Source organism: Saccharothrix australiensis, from assembly GCF_003634935.1.
Lineage (GTDB): Bacteria > Actinomycetota > Actinomycetes > Mycobacteriales > Pseudonocardiaceae > Actinosynnema > Actinosynnema australiense.
The window spans coordinates 3,673,778-3,692,356 of the sequence record NZ_RBXO01000001.1 but is presented as its reverse complement, the minus strand read 5'-3'; the positions used below and the strand labels follow the sequence as shown (position 1 = coordinate 3,692,356).

Annotated in this window: 18 protein-coding genes; 7 read left to right on the top strand and 11 right to left on the bottom strand. The window is 75.4% G+C overall.

Annotated elements, in window-relative coordinates; translation table 11 throughout:
- Nucleotides 1-101: 101 nt before the first annotated feature.
- Complete coding sequence (locus C8E97_RS16005; RefSeq protein ID WP_121006341.1) at nucleotides 102-1,043, top strand: helix-turn-helix domain-containing protein; 942 nt, start codon at nucleotides 102-104, stop codon at nucleotides 1,041-1,043.
- Between the two features lie 552 nt (nucleotides 1,044-1,595).
- The gene (locus tag C8E97_RS16000; protein ID WP_121006339.1) at nucleotides 1,596-1,841 is read left to right on the top strand and encodes a three-helix bundle dimerization domain-containing protein; all 246 of its coding nucleotides are present in this window, start codon (nucleotides 1,596-1,598) and stop codon (nucleotides 1,839-1,841) included.
- Nucleotides 1,842-2,027: 186 nt separating this feature from the next.
- Here C8E97_RS16000 and C8E97_RS15995 read toward each other — a convergent pair whose 3' ends face one another.
- From C8E97_RS15995 to C8E97_RS15975, 5 genes are all read right to left on the bottom strand, one after another.
- Nucleotides 2,028-3,272 carry a hypothetical protein gene (locus C8E97_RS15995; RefSeq protein ID WP_121006337.1) on the bottom strand — a complete coding sequence of 415 codons (1,245 nt, stop codon included), beginning with the start codon at nucleotides 3,270-3,272 and terminating at the stop codon, nucleotides 2,028-2,030.
- Nucleotides 3,265-3,897, bottom strand: a complete 633-nt coding sequence (locus C8E97_RS15990) for an RNA polymerase sigma factor (protein WP_121006335.1) — start codon at nucleotides 3,895-3,897, stop codon at nucleotides 3,265-3,267. The genes C8E97_RS15995 and C8E97_RS15990 overlap by 8 nt, the downstream gene beginning before the upstream one ends.
- Nucleotides 3,898-4,062: 165 nt before the next feature.
- The gene (locus C8E97_RS15985; protein WP_121006333.1) at nucleotides 4,063-5,178 is read right to left on the bottom strand and encodes an MAB_1171c family putative transporter; all 1,116 of its coding nucleotides are present in this window, start codon (nucleotides 5,176-5,178) and stop codon (nucleotides 4,063-4,065) included.
- Nucleotides 5,175-5,606: a hypothetical protein gene (locus C8E97_RS15980; RefSeq protein ID WP_246018920.1), complete on the bottom strand. Its 432-nt coding sequence runs from the start codon at nucleotides 5,604-5,606 to the stop codon at nucleotides 5,175-5,177. Before C8E97_RS15980 ends, C8E97_RS15985 begins: the two co-directional genes overlap by 4 nt.
- A gap of 55 nt (nucleotides 5,607-5,661) precedes the next feature.
- Nucleotides 5,662-6,084 (bottom strand): XRE family transcriptional regulator, encoded by a 423-nt coding sequence (locus C8E97_RS15975; protein ID WP_121006329.1) that lies wholly within the window; start codon nucleotides 6,082-6,084, stop codon nucleotides 5,662-5,664.
- Between the two features lie 158 nt (nucleotides 6,085-6,242).
- Between C8E97_RS15975 and C8E97_RS15970 the strand changes: the two genes are divergently transcribed.
- Nucleotides 6,243-6,509 (top strand): hypothetical protein, encoded by a 267-nt coding sequence (locus C8E97_RS15970; RefSeq protein WP_211347034.1) that lies wholly within the window; start codon nucleotides 6,243-6,245, stop codon nucleotides 6,507-6,509.
- 75 nt (nucleotides 6,510-6,584) lie between these two features.
- A complete protein-coding gene (locus C8E97_RS15965) occupies nucleotides 6,585-6,842 on the top strand; it encodes a hypothetical protein (protein WP_211347033.1) in 258 nt (85 codons plus the stop codon).
- 192 nt (nucleotides 6,843-7,034) lie between these two features.
- Here the strand turns inward: C8E97_RS15965 and C8E97_RS15960 are convergent, their stop codons facing one another.
- The 3 genes from C8E97_RS15960 to C8E97_RS15950 are packed head-to-tail and all read right to left on the bottom strand — an operon-like array spanning nucleotide 7,035 to nucleotide 10,458.
- Nucleotides 7,035-7,841: a hypothetical protein gene (locus C8E97_RS15960; protein ID WP_121006325.1), complete on the bottom strand. Its 807-nt coding sequence runs from the start codon at nucleotides 7,839-7,841 to the stop codon at nucleotides 7,035-7,037.
- An 11-nt stretch (nucleotides 7,842-7,852) separates the two neighbouring features.
- Nucleotides 7,853-9,022, bottom strand: coding sequence for an acyl-CoA dehydrogenase family protein (locus C8E97_RS15955; protein ID WP_121006323.1), 1,170 nt, complete (start codon nucleotides 9,020-9,022; stop codon nucleotides 7,853-7,855).
- Nucleotides 9,019-10,458: a type I 3-dehydroquinate dehydratase gene (locus C8E97_RS15950; protein ID WP_147455135.1), complete on the bottom strand. Its 1,440-nt coding sequence runs from the start codon at nucleotides 10,456-10,458 to the stop codon at nucleotides 9,019-9,021. The genes C8E97_RS15955 and C8E97_RS15950 overlap by 4 nt, the downstream gene beginning before the upstream one ends.
- A 345-nt stretch (nucleotides 10,459-10,803) precedes the next feature.
- Here C8E97_RS15950 and C8E97_RS15945 point away from each other — a divergent pair, with 345 nt between their 5' ends.
- Nucleotides 10,804-11,472: a nitroreductase gene (locus C8E97_RS15945; protein WP_170211877.1), complete on the top strand. Its 669-nt coding sequence runs from the start codon at nucleotides 10,804-10,806 to the stop codon at nucleotides 11,470-11,472.
- Between the two features lies 1 nt (nucleotide 11,473).
- On the opposite strand, the gene C8E97_RS15940 is transcribed toward C8E97_RS15945, so the two are convergent.
- Nucleotides 11,474-12,880 (bottom strand): arsenate reductase/protein-tyrosine-phosphatase family protein, encoded by a 1,407-nt coding sequence (locus C8E97_RS15940; RefSeq protein WP_121006317.1) that lies wholly within the window; start codon nucleotides 12,878-12,880, stop codon nucleotides 11,474-11,476.
- A gap of 1,366 nt (nucleotides 12,881-14,246) precedes the next feature.
- Between C8E97_RS15940 and C8E97_RS34620 the strand changes: the two genes are divergently transcribed.
- On the top strand, nucleotides 14,247-14,675 hold the full coding sequence (locus C8E97_RS34620) for a hypothetical protein (protein WP_170211876.1): 429 nt from the start codon (nucleotides 14,247-14,249) through the stop codon (nucleotides 14,673-14,675).
- Between the two features lie 297 nt (nucleotides 14,676-14,972).
- Nucleotides 14,973-15,116, top strand: a complete 144-nt coding sequence (locus tag C8E97_RS34615) for a hypothetical protein (RefSeq protein ID WP_170211875.1) — start codon at nucleotides 14,973-14,975, stop codon at nucleotides 15,114-15,116.
- A gap of 64 nt (nucleotides 15,117-15,180) precedes the next feature.
- On the opposite strand, the gene C8E97_RS15930 is transcribed toward C8E97_RS34615, so the two are convergent.
- Both C8E97_RS15930 and C8E97_RS36060 read right to left on the bottom strand, forming a co-directional pair.
- Nucleotides 15,181-17,973, bottom strand: a complete 2,793-nt coding sequence (locus C8E97_RS15930; RefSeq protein ID WP_121006315.1) for a M48 family metalloprotease — start codon at nucleotides 17,971-17,973, stop codon at nucleotides 15,181-15,183.
- On the bottom strand, nucleotides 17,970-18,437 hold the full coding sequence (locus tag C8E97_RS36060) for a hypothetical protein (RefSeq protein WP_246018919.1): 468 nt from the start codon (nucleotides 18,435-18,437) through the stop codon (nucleotides 17,970-17,972). Before C8E97_RS36060 ends, C8E97_RS15930 begins: the two co-directional genes overlap by 4 nt.
- Nucleotides 18,438-18,579: the final 142 nt, after the last annotated feature.

The following is an 18,579-nucleotide window of genomic DNA, read 5'->3' as shown; positions in this document are numbered from 1 at the left end:
CCCGACCCTGCCGACCGGTCCGGCACCGCCACCAGCCCGGCGTCATCCCACCCCTGGCAGGGTGTGGCTGGGCCACCCGGCGTCCCCACATACTCGACGGCATGGGTGGTCCAGGACGGCTCGGCGAATTCCTCCGAGCGCGCCGGGCGCAGGTGCGGCCGGCGGACGTCGGGCTGGCCGCGCGGGGCCCGCGCCGCCGGGTGCCGGGGCTGCGGCGCGAGGAACTGGCCCTGCTCGCGGGCGTCAGCGCGTCCTACTACACGCGCCTGGAGCAGGGGCAGTCGCGCGGCGCGTCGCCCGCCGTGCTGGACGCCATCGCCACCGCGCTGCGCCTCGACCCGAACGAGCGCGACCACCTCCGCCGCCTCGCCGAGGAGAAGCCCCGCCGGGCGACCCGCCCCAGACCGGAGAAGGTCACCGCGGCCACCCGCGAACTGCTCCGGCTCATGGGCGGGGTGCCCGCCCTCGTGCAGGGCAGGCGCACCGACGTCCTCGCGTGGAACCCGCTCGGCCACGCCCTGCTCGCGGGCCACCTCGACCCGACGAGCCCGGACCGCGCCGCGGACCGGCCCAACACGGCCCGGCTGGTCTTCCTCGACCCGCACGTCCGCGAGCTGTACGCGGACTGGCCGCGCAAGGCCCGCGCCCTGGTCGCCCACCTGCGCCTCGCGGTCGGCCGCCACCCGGACGACGCGCCGCTGGCCGCGCTGATCGGCGAGCTGTCCGTGCGGAGCCCCGAGTTCGCCGCGATCTGGGCCGACCACCGCATCCGCGCCTGCGACGCCGCCGCCTACGAGCTGCGGCACCCGCTGGTCGGGCCGGTGACGCTGACGCAGCAGTCGCTCGACGTCACCGGCTCACCCGAGCAGACCCTGATCGTCTTCACCGCCCCGGCCGGATCACCCTCCCACCACGCGCTCGAACTGCTCGCTCGCGAGGTGCCGCAGGACACCGCCTGGTGGGACCGGGGGCAACCGGACCGCAGCGCCGGCGAGGCGGAGGCGCGTCCGCGTGGTGCCGGGATCGCCCAGCCGGGCCGTTGAGGAGCCGGGACGACCGGGCGGTGACGTGCCCGCTCGCGGTCCGGGCGGTGCGCCGGTGCGTCCCTCGGCCAAGTGGCCACCGGCGGTCGACAACCGCCCGACAGCGGGATGGCGCCGCCACCACCGACCGCTACGCGATCCTCACCGACGCGAGCACGCCCTCCGCCCCGGCGACCGCTCCCGGCCTTCACCCCGCGCGAAGGCCGGAAGCGCGACCGCGCCCGTCGGGGCCACCGGCGGGCGAAGTGGGTGGTGCCCGGTCCGGCGGTCGGGTGGGACGTCGCCCTGTTTCGGCCTCATGCCGACTGATCGCGCCGCGGACGGCCTCGTTTCACCGGATCGCGCGAAACAACCCGAAAGCACCAACACGGCGCGGACGGGCGACCGGCCGTTCCGGAACGGCGCATGATGCGCTTTCCTTCACCGGAAATCCAGACTGCCTTCGCCGGGTGTTCGTCTCTAGGGTCGATCCCCTGCGCCAGGTTCGTGGATCGGCGAAGGTGGCGGCGGCTGGTCCGCCGTGCGCCTGCGCACGTGGCAGGAGGAACTGCGATGGTCGACAAGCTCGACGGGCACGAGGTGCGTGACCCGCATGACCTGCACACCCGGATCGAGGTCCAGTTGGACCAGGCCGCGGAGGAGGTGACCCGTCGCCTGGCGGGCGGCATCGACTACCAGGTCGTCCGCGAGACCGTGGTCGAGGCGTACCGGCAGCTGGCCGCACGCGCCAAGGTCCACGGCTTCCTGCCGATCCTGGCCGCCAAGGCGGCCCAGCAGAGGTTGCAGGGCGTGCGGTAGGGCCGGGACGCCGGCGCGGCGGACGGGTTGCGCCCGCGATCAGGCCGAGCGCCGAGGCGATCCACGAGTCGCGCGGGACGGGACACCGCCCCGCCCGGCTGGCACCGCGCCGGTCGGGCGGTGCGAGCCGGGCGGGGCGGTGCGAGCCGGGCGGGGCGGTGCGCTACGCGGTGCCGGAGGCCCGGTTCACAGGTTCCGCCGGAGTTCCTCCAGCACGGCACCGGTGGCGTCCCTGGCGGTCAGCGTCACCTCGGTCGGTCCTGCGCCGTCCGGTCGCAGGCCGGTGATGACCGCGGAGCCCGTCACCGGCTTGGCCGTCACGTCGAGCCTGCCCGCGACCGCCGCGGTCACCGTCGCCACGCGCGGGTCGGTCACCTCGGCGATCAGGGCGACGCTGGTCGGGCTCGGCGAGTCCTCGACGAAGCCGTAGGACACCCGCACCGCGCGCAGGGTGTCGCCGACCCACACCGACCCCGCCCGCTCCTCGGCGTCGACGCGGTCGAGGTCGCTGATCGACACGCTGCCGTTCTCGTGGCACACCAGCAACAGGCCCCGGTAGTGGCCCAGCTGCACGGAGTCGGTCGCGGTCAGCCGCGCGGACAGGCCGGCCCGCCAGGCCGCGGGGTCCGGGACCGGTGTCGCGCTGCCCGCCAGGCACTCCCCCAGCCGGCGACCTTCGACGCTGACGCGCTCGTGGGCGGTGGCCGGCCGGTCGACCACCGCCGTCGACGGAGGCGGCGGGATCAGCTCCGTGCGCCGGCCGGGCTCGCCACCGGGCACCTCCGGCTGCGCGCCCACCGCCTCGGCGACGAACCCGGCCGGTGTCAGGAAGACCCGCCCGGAGCGCGCCGCGAGCGCTTCCCGGCCGGACTCGTCGGCGCGGTCGCGGAGCACGAACGGACGGGGGTCGGTGCCGCCGAAACCCGCCATCGAGCCCGTGGCGGTCCGGAACGACAGCGTGAGCGAACCGGGGTCGGCCTGCGGCGCCGACACGGTGACCGACGCGGGTGTCGTCTCGCAGAACACGGTGCCCGCAGGGGTCTTGAACGCCATCAGGTCCACTCGGAACAGTGACGCCGTGGCGATCGCGTCCCAGCGCTCGACAGGCGGCAGGCCGCTCGACCCGGCGTGGCAGCGCTGCGCCGCGCCCTCCGGTGCGGTGCCCTCGCGCAGGTCGTAGTGCTCGGCGGCGATGGGCAGCGGCAGCTCCGCCACCTCCGGGCCGCTCCGACCGGGCGACACCGCCGGGCGGTTCGCGGCCTGCACCACCAGGGTGGTCGCCGTCGCGACGACCGCGAGGACGGCGGCGGCCTTCAGCGGGAGGTGGCGCGGTCGGCGGTCTTCGTCGAAGCCGGCGCGCAGGCGCAGCAGCGCGGTGTCGCGGACGCCGTCGGGCAGCGACCGGCGGGGCGGCAGGTCCAGGTCAGGCATCGGGGTCCTCTCCGATCAGCGCGCGCAACCGGGCGCGGGCGCGGGACGTCCGGGAGCGGACGCTGGCCTCGGCGATGCCGAGCAGCCGGGCCGCGTCGCCGGTGGAGACCTCGCCCAGCAGGCACAGCCGGACGACTTCCCGCTCGGCGCGCGGCAGGTGGTCGACGGCCTCCAGCACGCGGCGCAGCCGGCGCTCGGCGAGATCGCCGTCCGCCACGGCGTCGGCGTGGTCGTGACCCGGTGCCGCGCGGGAGAGCCGCTGCACCACGGCCGCGAGGCGTGCGCCGGCGCGGCGCTGGTCGCGGGCGAGGCGCGCGGTGACGGTGAACAGCCAGGGACGCGCCGAGTCCCGCGCGAGCACGGCCCGGCCGCGGGTGCGCCAGGCGTTGAGGAACGTCGTGGACAGCAGGTCGTCGGCCTGGCTCCAGGACGCCGTCAACCGGTAGGCGTAGTTCCAGACCGCCTCGGCGTGGCGCTGGAACAGCTCGGTGAAGGCCGCGTGGGCGTCCGGCCCGTCGTCGGCGATCCGGAGCCAGAGTTCCGCGTCAGCCGCTTCGGGTGGGCCGCTCCCGGAGGTGTCGCCCAGGGCCAACGCCTCCGCCGGTCGCAGTGGGGCTTGCGTCATGCACTGTATGAGGCCGGGGGTCGACCGGCGCTGCGCCGTCGCGCGGTGTCCCCGGTCACACCGCGGGAGGTGCGGCCGGGCGACACCACCGGAGGCGCGGCCGGTCGCGCCGCCGAGGGCTCTCCCGGCCCGCCTGCCACCGCGCGGGACCGATGCGCCACCGCGTCAGGACGGCGGCGGCTCGCCGGCGAGGTGACCGCGCTCCGCGTCCAGCCGGGCCCGGCGCCGCACCTCCCGCACCACCGGCGAGCGCCGGAACGCCGACGACACCGCCGCCAGCCAGTCGGCTTCGGCGTCCACGCTGGGCGGCGTGGTGGCGGCGGCGGTCGGCCGCCGGGGCCAGGTCCGCCCGGCGTCGCGCATGACCAGGGCCGCGGCCACCTCGGCCGCGGCGCGGGTGGGCGCGTCGACCGGGCTCGTCAGCCAGTCCGCGAGGTGCGGCGGCACGTGGGCGCGCAGGGCCAGCAGCCCGTCGCGGATCTCGATCAGCCTGCGGTACCGGGTGAAGGCCCAGTCGTGCCGCGCGGGCAGCGCGATCTGCGGCTGGGCCGCGACCAGCGCACGCCACAGCGGGGTCACCGCCCGGATGTCGCGCCGGGTCCGCACGAGCCTGGCCGCGCCCTCCCACGTGGTCAGCGCCGCGCCCACCACCCACAGCACCACCGCGACGAGGCCGCAGACCCTGGCGTGCGGCAGGAAGTCGGCCGCGGCGAGGTCGGTGACCGCCAGCCACAGCGACGGCAGCCCGGAGAACACGCCCCACCCGATCGTGGCCGCCGCCGCCGCGACGATGACGCGGAGACCGGTGCGGAACGTCCCGGCCGGCCGGTCGGCGGCGCTCGCGGCGAGCGTGCGCATGAACACCACCAGGCAGCCGACCGGGTACGCGGTGAGCACGACCTGGTAGGCCACGACGCTGGGCCGCCACCGGAACGCGTCGGTGGCGACCTCGGCCCGGTGCGGCGCGAAGTCCAGGCAGCACAGGGACAGCACCAGCCAGCACGCCACCAGCGGCCACCGCGCCGTGCGCGGTTCGGGGTCGCGGGTGCCGCGGGCCAGCCGGACCAGCGACCGCACCGCCGCCAACTGGAGCAGGTTGGTGGCGAAGCGGCACACCAGTTCGTCGCCGACCAGCCGGACCACCGGCGCGGCCGAGATCAGCAGCGCCGCGGCCATGCTGAGGAAGAACGCCGTCAGGTGCCGACGGCCGGTGCCGCGCGAGGTGACCCGGTGCACCGCGCCGACCAGCACCAGCAGCGCGGCGGCCAGGCAGCTGATCACGACCCGAACGCCGACCGGAGCCGGTCCGGCGGCGCGTCCGCGCCCGCGTCGACCCGGCGCATGATCAGCGACGCGACCAGCTCGGCCTCCCGCTCCTGGCCGCGGTCGTAGGTCGTGCGGCCGAGCACCCGCCGCACCAGCTCGACCGACAGGTTCGGGGTGAGCGAGGCGGCCACGGCGTCGGGCAGCGCACCGCCCCCGGTGTGCCCGCAGAGCAGGTGCCCGGCCTCGTGCAGCACGATGTGCCGCTGGTGCAGCGGGCTCGTGTCGGCCGTGACGAACACGTAGTCCGCCCGGTCGGTGGCCACGACCAGGCCGCACTGCGCGCCGGACCAGGCGGCGAGCGCCACCAGCTCGATCGGCCTGCCCCGGCGCTCCGCGAGCCCGGCGAGGAACCCGGCCTCGTCGAACGGGTCCGGTAAGTCCACCCCGGACGCGATCCGCTCGCACCGGCGCCAGAGCGCGCTCCCCCTGCCGAACAAGCTAGTCACCCCGCTTGCGCATCGCTTCACGGCGACCGATGGCCTCCACGATGTCGGTGACGGTGCCGAGCCCCTCCTCGGACAGCGTCACCGCCCGCAGCGCCAGGTCGCGCACCGCGCTCTTGCGCAGCGCGGCCAGCAGCTCCAGTTCCTCGGCGATGACCCGGCCCTGCTCGTCGTCGAAGAAGTACGCGGCAGGCACCTGGAAGAACGCCGCCAACGCCTCCAGGTGGCGCTTGGTCGGGTTGTCCCTGCGCCCGGTCCGGAGCTGCCACAGGTAGGCGGCCGAGAACGACTCGCCGGTGCTCTCCCGGCACGCGCGGGCCACCTCCTCGTGGCTGTGCTGTTCGCCGTTGGGCCGGCGCACCACCTGGAACAGGCGGTCGATCCGGTCGGCGAGCGTGGTCACTCGTTCCTCGGACATCCTCGCTCCACTAGCTGAGATGAACGTACAGCTGATTCTCATTCACCTGGGATTGACACGCCGCGCACGTCGATCTACGGTCCGGTGCGATGTTAGCTGAGATGAACGAGCACGCGGGTGTCGGCCGGTCTCGGCTGACGGCCGGGAGAGGACGAACGATGCGGAAATTCCTGTGCGCGACCCTCCTCGCGATGGGGGCGGTGACCGCACTGGCCGCGCCGGCGTCAGCTGAGGTGAGCACGTTCACCGGCAGCGGGCTCGGCACCTCGCCGTCCCAGGCGGTGGACGGCGCGGTCCGGATGGCCTACGCGGTCGCCCGTTCGGCCGGCTGGTCGGCCGACCTGTGCCACGTCCGCGCGACCGACGTCAGGTCGGTCGGAGGTGGCGTGCACGCGGCCTCCGCGAGCTTGTTCTGCCGGCGCTGAACCACACCGAGAGCTGAACCACACCGAGAGAGGACTACCGACATGATCCCGACGATCGTCCGAGGTGGCGTTGCCGTGGCTCTCGCCGCCCTCGCCGCGCTCGCGCCGGCGGTGGCGCACGCCGACGTCCGCGCGCAGGAGACGCAGGTCTTCACCGGCTCCGCGCACGAGAACAGCCCGCGCGAGGCCAAGCGGGACGCCGAGCAGGCGGCCCGCCGCAGCGCGCTGATCAGCGGCTACCTCAACGAGCAGTGCGTCCTGCTGTACGCCGAGTCCTACCGGCTCGCGCCCGGCTACTACGCGGCCAACGCCGCCATCCGCTGCACCCGCTGACCCGCGGCACGTCCCGCCGAGGCGAACCGGTGCGCCTCGGCGGGACCCGACCGCCCGCCGAGCGCCCTCCGCGTGACGGCGGGTCGACGCGTCCGGTGCGGTCCTCGCCGGTGACCGGTGACCGTGGGCCGACGACCACCCGACGGCGGGGTGACCGGCTGACGGGCGCACAGCGGTCACGGGCGCCGCGGATCAACGCCGGTAGCACTCGCGCAGGAAGTGGTCGGCGCGACCGCTGCCGTCGGTGAACTCCACGAGCTGCACGACCACCAGCAGGCCGAGGTTCACCCTGGCGTAGAGGTGGATGCGGCCGAAGTCGTGGTCGAAGGTGGTGGTGAACGCGGGCGCGAAGGTCAGCTCGGTGGGGTCGACGTACAGCGCGGCGCGGGTCCGGCCCCAGTCCTCGATGCCCCGCGCGCCGACGACCAGCCCGCCGTCGGCCCACGCGCAGGAGATCTCCCTGATGCCGCGCCCGTGCGGGTCCACGCACCGCCACGTGCCGACCAGGTCGTCCGCCGAGTTCGGGCCGGCCGGCAGTTCCTCGGACAGGCGGCGGGTGGTGGCCGGGGCGGGTTCGCCCGGCGCGGCGGGCGCGCAGAAGTTGCGCAGCAGGAAGTCGCGGCCGGAGCCGTCGGCGAAGCGGTGGAACGCGAACGCCGCCAGCACGCCGTGCGAGACGTAGCCGAGCAGGTCGACCACCACCCGCTCGTCGGCGAAGGTCGTGGTGAAGGACATGACGCGCCGGGAGTACAGGCCGTCGGTGTACCACCGGTCCACCGGCCGCTCGCCCCACTCGCCGTCGCGCGGCTCGCCCCGGCCGGTCGCGCGGACCGACAGCACCCCGTCCCGCGCCCGCAGCCCGACGCGGGACACCCCGGCGGCGACGGGCGAGACGCTGACCCACTCGCCGGTCAGCGTGGCGAAGTCCGGCGGAGCGCCTGCCGCCGCGCCCGGGTGCTCCAGCGGGCGGTCGATCTCCCTCGCGAAGGTGGTCGTCATCGGGTCGCCTCCTAGGGCTTGAAGAACAGCGGGTCGTGCGCACGGCCCAACAGCGCCTTGCCGATGGTGGCCAGGACGTGGTCGTCGTTGTCGTGCCGCAGGTAGAGGCTGAGGTCGCGCAGGACGCGTTCCACCGGGCTCGGGCGCACCAGCGACCGCGCGCCGCACGCCCGGACGCACTGCTGCACGGTGTCCTCCGCCAGGTGCTCGACCACGTGCCGCGCCCGCGCGCCCGCCTGCCGGGCCTCCTCGCGGCGGCCGGTGTCCCACAGCTCGGCGACGTGCCGCAGCCACAGGTCGCCGGTTTCGAGGTTGATGGACATCCGCCCGACGCGCTGCTGCACGTAGGGGTCGTCGGCGTGGGCGGTGGCCAGCGCGTAGTCGTGGGCCGCGCCCGCCGCGCCGAGGAAGCTCGCCGCGTAGTGCGGGGTGAACGCCGCCTGCCAGCCATCGCGCAGGTACGCGCCGGGCGGCCCGATCCGGTGCTCGTCGGGGATGAACGTGCCCTCGAAGCGCACCCGGTGGCTGACCGTGGCGCGCATCCCGATCGGGTGCCACCAGGAGTCGTCGACGACCACGGTGGGGTCGGTGAGGTCGCAGGCCAGCATGAGCAGGTGCTCGGCCGAGCCGTCGCCGTGCCGCGCGCCGCCGGGCGCGTCGCGGTTGATCAGCAGGATCGCCCAGTGCGCCGCGCCGGCGCTGGTGCAGAACGCCTTGCTGCCGTTGACCAGCCAGCCGCCGTCCACCCTGGTGAGCGTGGTGCCGAAGCCGGCGTCGCCACCCCGGCGCGCCGGTGGTTCCCCGCTCCAGGCCGCCCAGCGCTCGCCTCGGGTGACGATGCCGTCGAACCACCTCCGCCGCTGCTCGGGCGAGCCGAGGGCGTCCAGCAGCACCTGGCAGTTCGCGTGGGCCTCCCAGCAGCGGGCCAGCGACAGGTCCGCCCTGGCCAGCTCGCGCGTCATCGCCCACAGCGGGTAGGTGCGGCCGGCCAGCGGACCCAGGCCGAGGCCGCCGTGCGCGACCGGGACGCAGGGCGCGAGCAGGCCGGCCTCGTGCAGGTCGGCGAAGTCCTGCTCGGGGAACGCGGCGGCGTCGTCGTAACCGGCGGCGCGGGCGGCGAACCGCTCGCGCGCCAGCACCGCCAGCGTCGCGACCGGGTCGGTCGTGGTGTGCTCGCTCACCGCAGCGCCACCGCCCGCCCCACCGCGGCCCCCGCCACCTCGACGGGCAGCTCCCGACCGGTCATCGCGCGGAACTGGTCGCCGCCGACGGCCGCCAGCAGCGCCCGCCCGTCCAGGACCTGGAGGCCGGCGGCGCGGGCGACGGCGACCAGCGGGGTCTCGGCGTCGGCGTAGACCATGTCCAGCACCGCGGTGTCCGGTCCGCTCGGCGTGAACAGCAGCTCGTCGTGCACCGGGACCGCGCTGACCAGGAGCGAGTGGTCGGCCGGCCGGAAGCGGGCGAGCGGTGTGAAGGGCAGGCCGAACCGGTCCGCGACCCGGCGGCCCGCGACCGGGTCGCGGTTGACCAGCGTGACGCGCGCACCGGCCAGGCCGAGCCCGACCGCCGCGGCACGGCCGGAAGGTCCGCAGCCGACCACCGCGACCGCCCGGTCCCGCAGCTCGACGCCGTGGCCGCGCAACGCGGCCACCACGCCCGCCGACTCCACCTCGGCCCACCAGCCGTCGCCGCGGCGGACCAGCAGCGACGCCGCCGCGCACCGCCGGGCGGCCGCGCCGCCGCCCGCCGCGATGCCGAACGCGGCCTCCTTGAGCGGCGACGTCACGGTCAGGCCGTGCAGCGGCAGACCGACCCCGGCCAGGGCGGCGCGCAGCGCGGCCGCCGTCGCGGGCAGCTCGACGGCGGTGAACGGCAGGTAGCGCGCCGGGACGCCCAGCGCGCGGTAGCCCGCGTTGTGCAGGCGCGGTGACAGCGAGCGGTGCGCCCGGCCGCCGATGATCCCGTAGAGCCGGTCCACCTCGGCCAGGTCGCGCACGTGGTACTCGTCCAACAGTTGCCCGGCGGTCGGCGTCCCGTCGGTGCCGTCGCCGGGGCGCAGCCCGCCGAACGCCACCCGCGCTCCCCAGCGGGCCGCGAGGACCCGCGTCCAGGCGCCCGCCTGGCCGCGGGCGAACGCGGTGAAGTCGGGTCGGGGCGTCCCGGCCGACAGCGCGGGCGCCAGCGCGGCGGCGTCGGCCGGCAGCACCAGCCGGCGCAGCCGCGCCGGGACGGCCAGCAGCTCGTCGCGCAGCCGGCGCAACGCCGCCGGGTCCGTTGTGGACGGGAACGCGGAGACCACCCTGCGGTGGCGGGGCACGTCGTCGAGCAGCGCCCGATCCCGGTCCACGTCCAGGTCGACGAGGTCGCCGTGCCGGGCGGCGGCCAGGAGCCGGGCGTGCCGCACGTCGTCCGGGGCGGTGTCCGCGCCACCGGTGGCCTCGCCGCGCAAGGAGTACAGGACGGGGCCGTCGAACCGCCGCCGCCACCGCTCCGCGTCGGCGTCGTCGACCAGGTCGGCACGCACCTCCAGGGCCGTGACGCCGACCGGCGGCGGGCTGTCGTCCGGCGGACCGGTGACGACGCCGCACACCGTCACGCCGTGCGGTGACCACACCATCACCGACCCGCCTCGCAGGCCGTGGCCACCGCCTGGTTCCGCGCCGCCGACCGGGAGCCCGGCGCACCGGGACGCGGCACAGCGGGACAAGGCACAGCGGCACAAGGCACACGGAAGCCCGTCACAGGCAAGCCGGGCACCCGAAAGCTCGGCGCGCGAAAGCCGGACGGTCGGACGACCGGCGCGCGGAAGCCCGGCACGCGCGGGCGCGGCGCGGTGTCCGTGGCAGCGCCGGGGACACCGTCCACGTGGAACGGGTGGAACGAGGCGGAATCGGGCATGGGCACCTGCGTTTCTGGGCCGGGGTATGGGAAACGTGCTGCGGCGTCGCTAGCATCGGGACGCGTGGCGCCACCCCCGCTCTCGCCGCTGACGCGGCGGCACTGCGTCCGCGCGTTCCTCGACCGACCGGTCGAACCGGACGTGCTGCGCGAGGTGCTGACGGCCGCCGCGCACGCGCCGTCCACCCGGAACACCCAACCCTGGCGCGTCGCCGTGGTCACCGGTCGCGCCAGGGACGAGCTGTCCCGGCGGTTGTGCGCCGCGCACGACGCCGGCGTGCCGGTGTCGCCGGACTACCCGAACCGGATCGCCGAGCCGGACGACCTGCTGCGCCGCCGCGCCGCCGAGTTCGGGCGCGGCGTGTACGACGCCGGGAACGTCGACCGGGCCGACGCCGAGGCGCGGCGGCTGCACATCCGGGCCAACCACGAGTTCTTCGGCGCGCCGGTGGAGATGATCTTCCACCTGCCCGGCGGCGCGGTGCCGGGCACCTTCCTGGAAATGGGCCTCTTCCTCCAGAACGTGATGACCGGCCTGACCGCCGTCGGGCTCGGCAGCTGCCCGCAGTACAGCGTCGCGGGCTACGCCGACCTGATCCGCGACCAGCTCGGCCTGCGCGACGCCGTGATCGTCTGCGGCCTCGCCGTCGGCCACCCCGACCCCGACGCGCCGGTGAACGCGTTCCGCCCCGGCCGCGCGCCGCTGCGCGAGTACGTCGACTGGCACCGGTGACTCAGGCACGGCAGCCCCGCTCCCGCAGCCGCAGGGACACCGCCGACCGCAACTGGCCCAGGCACTCCTGGTAGGAGCTGGCGGCCTGGCCCGTCGGCGCGAGGACGTCGCGGTCGGGGTCGAGGCAGACCACCTTGTCGGCGTGCCGGGGCAGCATGGCCCGCGCGGCGTCGCGCTGCCCGACGGTCATGCAGTACACCGTGTCCGCGGCGGCGATCATCGCCGCGGTCAGCGGTCGCGACCAGTGCCGGGGCACGGGCACACCGGCCTCCCGCAGCGCGTGGCGCGCCTGCGCGGACAGCCGCCGCCCCGGCTGCGCCGTGATGCCCGCGCTGGCCACCGCCCACTCCCGGTCGTGGTCCAGCAGCAGGCGCGCGACCGCCGAGGCCATCGGCGACCGGCAGGTGTTGTCACCGCAGACGAACAGCAGCACCCGCCGCTCCCGCGCCGGGAACGCGAGCACCGCGATGGCCAGCAGGACCATCGCCGTCGCGACCAGTTGGGCGGGACCCGGCGCGGCCGGCCCGGCGAGCGCGGTCAGCAGGTAGGACGCGACGATGCCGGCCAGCAGGCTCGCGCCCCGGTTGACCGGCACGCACCACGTGTACTCGCGCGGGTCGAGGTAGATCCGCGTGCCGAACGTGAACAGCGCCGCGTACAGCAGCCCGATCACCACCGCGACCGCCCCGGTCGGCGTGAACAGCAGCCCGAAGCCCGCGCGCAGGCCGCCCGCGAGCGGTCCCGCGACGGCCAGCACCGCGCACAGCGCGACCTGCCAGCAGGCCGCGCCGAGCGCCTCTCCCGCGAAGTAGCGCCGGTCCACGGTGCCGACGTCGGTCTTGGCCACCCGGCTCATCACCTCGAACCGCCCCGCGTAGCCCGCCAGGTACAGGCCGACGCTGAGCACCGCGCCGAGGGTGAGGTGGTAGCCGTTCACGTCGCCGAGCGCCACGCACACCGCGATCAGGCTGAGCGCCAGGGCGATCCACGAGTCGCGCGAGACGGGCCGCCGCCGGAAGGCGTCGACCAGCGGCGAGAGGATCAGCACGCCGCCGCGCATCACCAGCAGCATCAGCAGGACGGAGATGCCGGCGAAGGTGAAGTTCAACGTCGTGGTCGCCATGATCACCGCGGTGCAGAAACCGGCGAACAGCAGTCCCCCCGACCAGTCACCGCGGCCGATCGGCACATCCCGCCACCGGCCCGACACCGCGAGGTAGGCGCCGACGCCCAGCAGCGTGCCGATCGCCGCGGCGGGCAGGAGCGCCACCCCGCCCGCCTCCGCGGCGTCGACCGGGAGCAGTCCGGCGGACAACGCCTTGGTCAACGCCGCGTACGGGGTGTACCAGAGGAAATAGCCGATCGCCAGCACCATCACGGCCTGCGGCTTCCCGTGGTCGGACACCACGACGCGCTCCTTCCCGAGAGCAGCGGCGGCGTGCGACGTCCGGATCGGCGTGGGTCCGACGCCGGAACGGCGGCAAGGCGGACTGGGAACCGTGCCTCGTCCCCGGACAGGATGGGAGACGCGTGGCGCGGTCGCCCAGGGACGCCGCCGGATACCACCTGAACGACGCGCGACGAGTAGCCGAACGGACCGGAAACAGACACGAGGCGCGTCCGGGCCTCCACCGACGGTGTGAACCCGCGCTCGTCGCGGTAACCCCAACGGCCCCCCGGTCGAACGCCCGACGATGGCGTCAGCCGACCGTCGGCGGTGGGATCATCCACTGTGCACTCGCCACCGCCACCGCCACCGCTCCGCGGACGGGGAGCGGGGTGCCCGGATATTCCCGAGCCCGTGGTGTCGTGTTCGCCGAACGGTGACGCCCCTCCGGCGAGCCGCCGCAGGGGCGGTTCGCTCGCCGAGGAAGTACCGGGTCATGTCGACCCGGCCGTGCTGGAGCAGCTCGCCGACCAGCAGCGGCAGCAGGTCCGGAAAGGACACTCCACGTTCATGGCCGTCACAGCGGAACCGAAGTCGCGCCAACGGTAGCCGAAGGTCCCATGTCGACCGGAGCCACGCCCAGCACGGTCGGATCGTCGCTGTGGCAACGGGTTCGGGGAGGTCGGACTTGTCCGGTGGTCGTCGTGACGAGTGCGCGCGGCGACGCGGCGCTCACGCGGAACCGGTGCGGCGCATGGGTTCCCGGCACCCGGTGGTCGCCGCCGCCACGCTCTCACCGCGCGGGACGGCGGTGTCGGGCCTGACGCTCTCCTCGCTCAGCACGTGGCTCAAGGCGATCCGGTGCGCTGGTCGGCACGACGGGGTCGGGGCGGACGCGCGAGCCCTGGACCGGACCGCGGGCACCGCCGTCGTCCTGCTGCCCGCGACCGCGGCCCCGGTCGACCAGCACGGGTTCACCCCGCTCGCGCGGCTCACGGCCGACGAGGGCCGTGAGCGGCCCGTGCGGTCGCTCACGGCCCTCGTCGTCACCGCCGTCACCACCGTTACGGCGTCCGGCCGGGCCCGGTGCCCACCTCGCGCCGGTTCGCGGCCGGGCGATCAGCCCTCCACGTGTTCACCCGATTGGGTTGATGCCTGCCTCCACTCGCGGTGGCACCATGTTTGGACGGACGGCAAGGCGCTCGTGTCGGCGGGGAGGAACGACACCGAGCTGTGCCGGAATCACCGACGCCGAGTACACCGCCTGGCGGCTCCGCGCGGCCTCACGCAGTTCTCTCGATCCGGCCGAACGGGGTGGCGCTCGACGGGCCCGGTTCCGAGCGGGAGCGCCGACCGCGTCCGCGGAAACCCGCGACAAGGGGGATCGATGAGGAAGACGACGAAGATCGCGGCCATACTGACGGCCGCCACCGCGACCACGCTGCTGACCGCGGGCGTCGCCACGGCGGCGGACGCGCCTCCGTGGTGGAGCGACCCGGCCACGTGCTCCAACCCGCAGACGGAGCGGGAGCGGGTGGTGAACGGCCGGATCGTCCAGGTCCGCTCGGGCAACTGCGGCGGTCTCCAGTACGGGTGGGGCCGCATCCTCAACTACAACGGGCCGGAGTTCATCCGCTTCGAGGTCGACCTGAACGGTGACCGGGTCTGGGACGACTTCTCGACCTACACGGCGGGCAACCGCAACTACACGCAGGCGTACCCGACCAGTTCGAGCCCGAACCGGGCGTTCCGGGCCTGCTACGTGGTCGACCCGAACGGCACCTGCACGCCGGGCAACGCCACCGATTGGTGGTGACCCCCGGGCACGCGCCCGGGTCCAGGCGGGGCGTGGAGCGGTGGGACGGGCCGGCACCGTCGAACCGCTCCGCGCCCGGCCACACGCACCCGGCCACAGGCGGTACGCGCGGATCGAGGTCTGCGGTCGCGGCGGTGTCGTGGTGGCCCGGACGGGCCGCGTACCAGCCCGCCGAGTTGAGCGCCTCGGCTTCCCACGCGGGCTCGCCGAGGGCGCGGAAGAGTTCCAGGGCGTGGCGCGAGTGCTCCAGGCCCGCCGGTCGTCGCCGCGCTGCTGCCACGGCCAGGTGAGGGACCGGTGGGTGTGCGCCTGCCGGGTCGGGTGGTCGTGCTGCTCGGCCGGGGCAAGGGCCCGGTGCAGGTGCTCGATCGCGTGCTCGTACCGCCCAGCACGGCGTGCGCGCGGCCCAGCAGCCGGAGGGCGGGGGTGCGGGTGACGTAGTCGGGCAGGTGCTCGGCCGCGCGAGCGGCGGTCGTTCCGAGCGGTGGCCGCTTGGCCGAGCGGCTCACAGCCTCGCCGCGATGACGTTCATCGCGCTCGTCGCGATCCGGTCGGCCTCGTCGAGCACCGCCTGCGGCGGAGCCGCGGTGAGGTAGAACCAGCTCAGGCTGACCTCCACCCGGTTGAGGCCGAAGGTCGCCGCGTAGTCGTGCACGACGACGACCATCGGCACGCCCTTGATCCGACCCTGGGCGGTGACGTTCCGCTTGCGCGCCAACGGGAAGTCGTGCGCGGGCCGAGCGGTGATGCGGCAGTCCAGGTAGCCGTCGTCCTGTCGCTCGCTGGGCAGCCGGAACCGCGCGCACGCCTCGTTCTCGGCGTCGAGGTCCGAGAAACCGGGCGGGGCGGCCGGGTGCGAGGTGACCGACACCGAGATGGTTCCGCCGTCCGGGGCGTCACCCAGCGGGAACGTGAACCGCTGCTCGGCCTCCGCCGCGCGCGGGAGGGCCTTCTTGTTCGCGGCCGTCCGCTTGGCGGCCGCGTCGCAGGTGTCCGGGACGAGCGTGGACGAGGTCTCGGCGGCGTCGGGCGCGCTCTTCGCGCCGGGCGGTAGCACGCCGGGCACGTCGGACAAGGCCGTGGTGGCGGCCTGCTGGTCCAGGGGGCGCTCCGGCTCGACGGACGCCTCAGGAGGCGACGAAGGCGGCGCGGCTTCCGTCGAAGTGGGACGGGACCGGGCGTCGGGTCGGGCGAGGTCCCCCTCCACCACCGTGACGCTCGACAGGCCGCCTGCCACGAGCAGCAGGGAGAGCAACGCGGTGACACCGCCCGCGCCCGCGGCCCAGCGGACCGCGCCGCCGCGCGGTTCCCGACGCCGGGTCACCGCCACGACCGCCGCGATCAGCGGGGCGGCGCCGGCCAGGGCCAGCAGCAGCAACCAGCCCGGCATCCGGAGCGATTCCCGGAAGAAGTCCGATCGGACGCCGGACCCGATCCACACCGCCGCGTACTGGACGGCACCGGCCGACACGGTCACCGTCAGTCCACAAAGGACCGCGATCGGCACCTCGGCCGGCGCGCCGCCGTTGACCACCACCACGGCCGCGACGGCGACCAGCCCGGCGAGTGCGCAGATCCACCAGCCCTGGTGGGTCAGGAAGTCGCTCCGGGCGTCGGAGAGCCCGCCACCCGAACGGAGTTGCCAGGACAGGGCCGCCGCCACCCCACCGGTCACGGCGGCGACCGCGCTCACCGCCAGGGCGGGACGTCCCGGACGGGTGCGCAAGACGGCGAGGACCAGCCCGACGAGGACCAGCGCCGCCGCGTAACGCCAGACCCGGTCGTCGCCGTTGACCACCAGGAACCACCGGATCGACCCGACGCCCTCGGTGACGACGTGGGCCGTCGTGGCCGCGATGACGGTGCCCCAGAGCGCGGAGAGGGCGGACGTCACCGCGAGCACCGCGCCGAACCGGCGGAGACGCGGGTGTCCGGAGTGGACGGTGAGGCGGGCGGCCAGTCCCGCGGCGAGCAGGGCGGCCGCGAACGCGGCCAACACCAAGCCCGGCAACAACAACAGCACCAGCAGCAGGCCACGCCCCGGTGTGGCGGCGAGGACGGTGATCACGCCGGGCGGCTGGAGGAGGTACCCGACGACGAGCCCCACCACCGCACCGGCCAGCGGACCGGTCCACCGACCGGGGGTGACCGGCGCCCGCCTGGTCCACAAGGGCACCACCACCGACGACCACAGCACCGCCGCGACCACCGGGGCCGAGGCGGTCACGTCGGCGTCGAACGTCCACCGCAGGCTGCTCAGGACGGAGAACGCGACGTGGTGTGCCGCCATCGCCACGACGCCGACCGCGACGGTGACGACGAAGCCGCCCTCGGGGTGGCGCGTCGCCAGGCCCGCGGCCAGCCGGTCACCGGCCGTGGGGTGGGTGGCGAACACACCCGCCCTGCGCTTCCCCGAGGGCCGGACGAGGGCCGCCACCGCGTTCGGGTCGGCCAGCACCTCGACCACGTGGCGGTCGGCGGCCAGCTCGCGGCGGCGCAGCAACCCCGCGCGCAGCACGAACATCGCCACCGCCACGGCCACCGCGACGACCAGCGCGCCGCGGTAGGCGTCCCACGCCACGGCGGGCGTGCCCGCCAACGGGACCAGGGCGAGCAGCAGCGCGGGCACGGCCAACCACCCGGCCCACCACACGGCCGAGGCCCACAGCACGTCGCGGGAGCGGACGTGGCCCAGCTCGTGGGCGGCCACCGCGTCGAACGCGGCCGGGTCGGCGTAGGCGTAGGACAGCGGGACGACCACCCACGGGCGCGATCCGGGCAGGCCGGTGGTGAACGCCTGCGCCACACCGGTCCCCGGCGGCGCGAGCACCAGGCGCGGCCGGTGCCGCCCGGTCAGGCCCTGGCTGTCGCACAGCTCGGCGAAGCGCCCGGTCAGGCGCTCCGCGCCCGCGGGCATCCCGGCGACCGCGCCCGGCCGCAGCCGCCACCGCGTGCCGACGCCGCCCAGCAGCATGAGCAGCCACGCGGCGACCGGGAGGGCGACGGCGCCGGCGAGGACGGCGGTGGCCTGCACGCGGAAGTAGTCGCGCACGCACGACCCGTACACCGACTGGTCGGTCGTCACCGGGTCCGCGCCGTCCACGGAGATCCCGTTGCGCACCAGGCACACCTGCGTGCCGACGGTGTCGCCCAGGTCGAGGGTGGTGAACAGCGCCTGGCCCGCGCCCGCCCCGATGACCGCCAGCGCGACCCACACCAGCACGTAGGCCCACCACGGGCGGTCGGGTGCGGGCGCCTGCACCGGCCGGGGCCGGTCGTCGACGGCGGGCGCGCTCACTCGTCGTCGGCCCTGCGCAGCGCGCCGTGCACGGCGTCGGCCAGCATGGTCGCCTCCGCCTCCGACAGCCCCAGCGTCATGCCGTGCGCGACGACGGCGGCCCGTGCCCGCTCGACCTGTTCGGCGGTCAGGGTGATCCGCGTCGACGGGACGACCGCGCGCTTGCGCCGCCACCACCGCCTGCGCTGGAGGGCGGCGAACGCGGACGCGCCGAGCACCTGCGCGAACGTCCCGGCCAGCAGCGGGTACACGAGGTCGGCCAACACGGCGGGCTGCACACCGGAGCCGACGGTGCCGCCGGTCCACGCCGGCGTTCTCCGCGATCCCGCGCCGCTTTCCCAGGACGCGGTCACCAGCTCCAGGTAGTCCGCCTGCTCCGGTTCCACCGCCCGCACGACGTGCCGCGCGAGGTCGGCGATCGTCGCCGTCTTCTCCGCCGAGCCGATGTTGTCAGGACGAGTCATCTCCGTCATCCGACCATCCGATCAGTCCGTTCGACAGCAGCACGAACGCTCACATCGGTTGTCGTGACGGGACTTCCGTTCATTACACGCCGTCGAACCCGGCCCCGCGCTCTCCGGGAGAGGTTCCCGGCCGCGTACCCGT

Bases quoted from the DNA above. Each gene is read 5' to 3' on its own strand.
- C8E97_RS16005 (WP_121006341.1), top strand. From the start codon at position 102: ATGGGTGGTCCAGGACGGCTCGGCGAATTCCTCCGAGCGCGCCGGGCG.
- C8E97_RS16000 (WP_121006339.1), top strand. From the start codon at position 1,596: ATGGTCGACAAGCTCGACGGGCACGAGGTGCGTGACCCGCATGACCTG.
- C8E97_RS15995 (WP_121006337.1), bottom strand. From the start codon at position 3,272: ATGCCTGACCTGGACCTGCCGCCCCGCCGGTCGCTGCCCGACGGCGTC.
- C8E97_RS15990 (WP_121006335.1), bottom strand. From the start codon at position 3,897: ATGACGCAAGCCCCACTGCGACCGGCGGAGGCGTTGGCCCTGGGCGAC.
- C8E97_RS15975 (WP_121006329.1), bottom strand. From the start codon at position 6,084: ATGTCCGAGGAACGAGTGACCACGCTCGCCGACCGGATCGACCGCCTG.
- C8E97_RS15970 (WP_211347034.1), top strand. From the start codon at position 6,243: ATGCGGAAATTCCTGTGCGCGACCCTCCTCGCGATGGGGGCGGTGACC.
- C8E97_RS15960 (WP_121006325.1), bottom strand. From the start codon at position 7,841: ATGACGACCACCTTCGCGAGGGAGATCGACCGCCCGCTGGAGCACCCG.
- C8E97_RS15950 (WP_147455135.1), bottom strand. From the start codon at position 10,458: ATGGTGTGGTCACCGCACGGCGTGACGGTGTGCGGCGTCGTCACCGGT.
- C8E97_RS34620 (WP_170211876.1), top strand. From the start codon at position 14,247: ATGAGGAAGACGACGAAGATCGCGGCCATACTGACGGCCGCCACCGCG.
- C8E97_RS36060 (WP_246018919.1), bottom strand. From the start codon at position 18,437: ATGACTCGTCCTGACAACATCGGCTCGGCGGAGAAGACGGCGACGATC.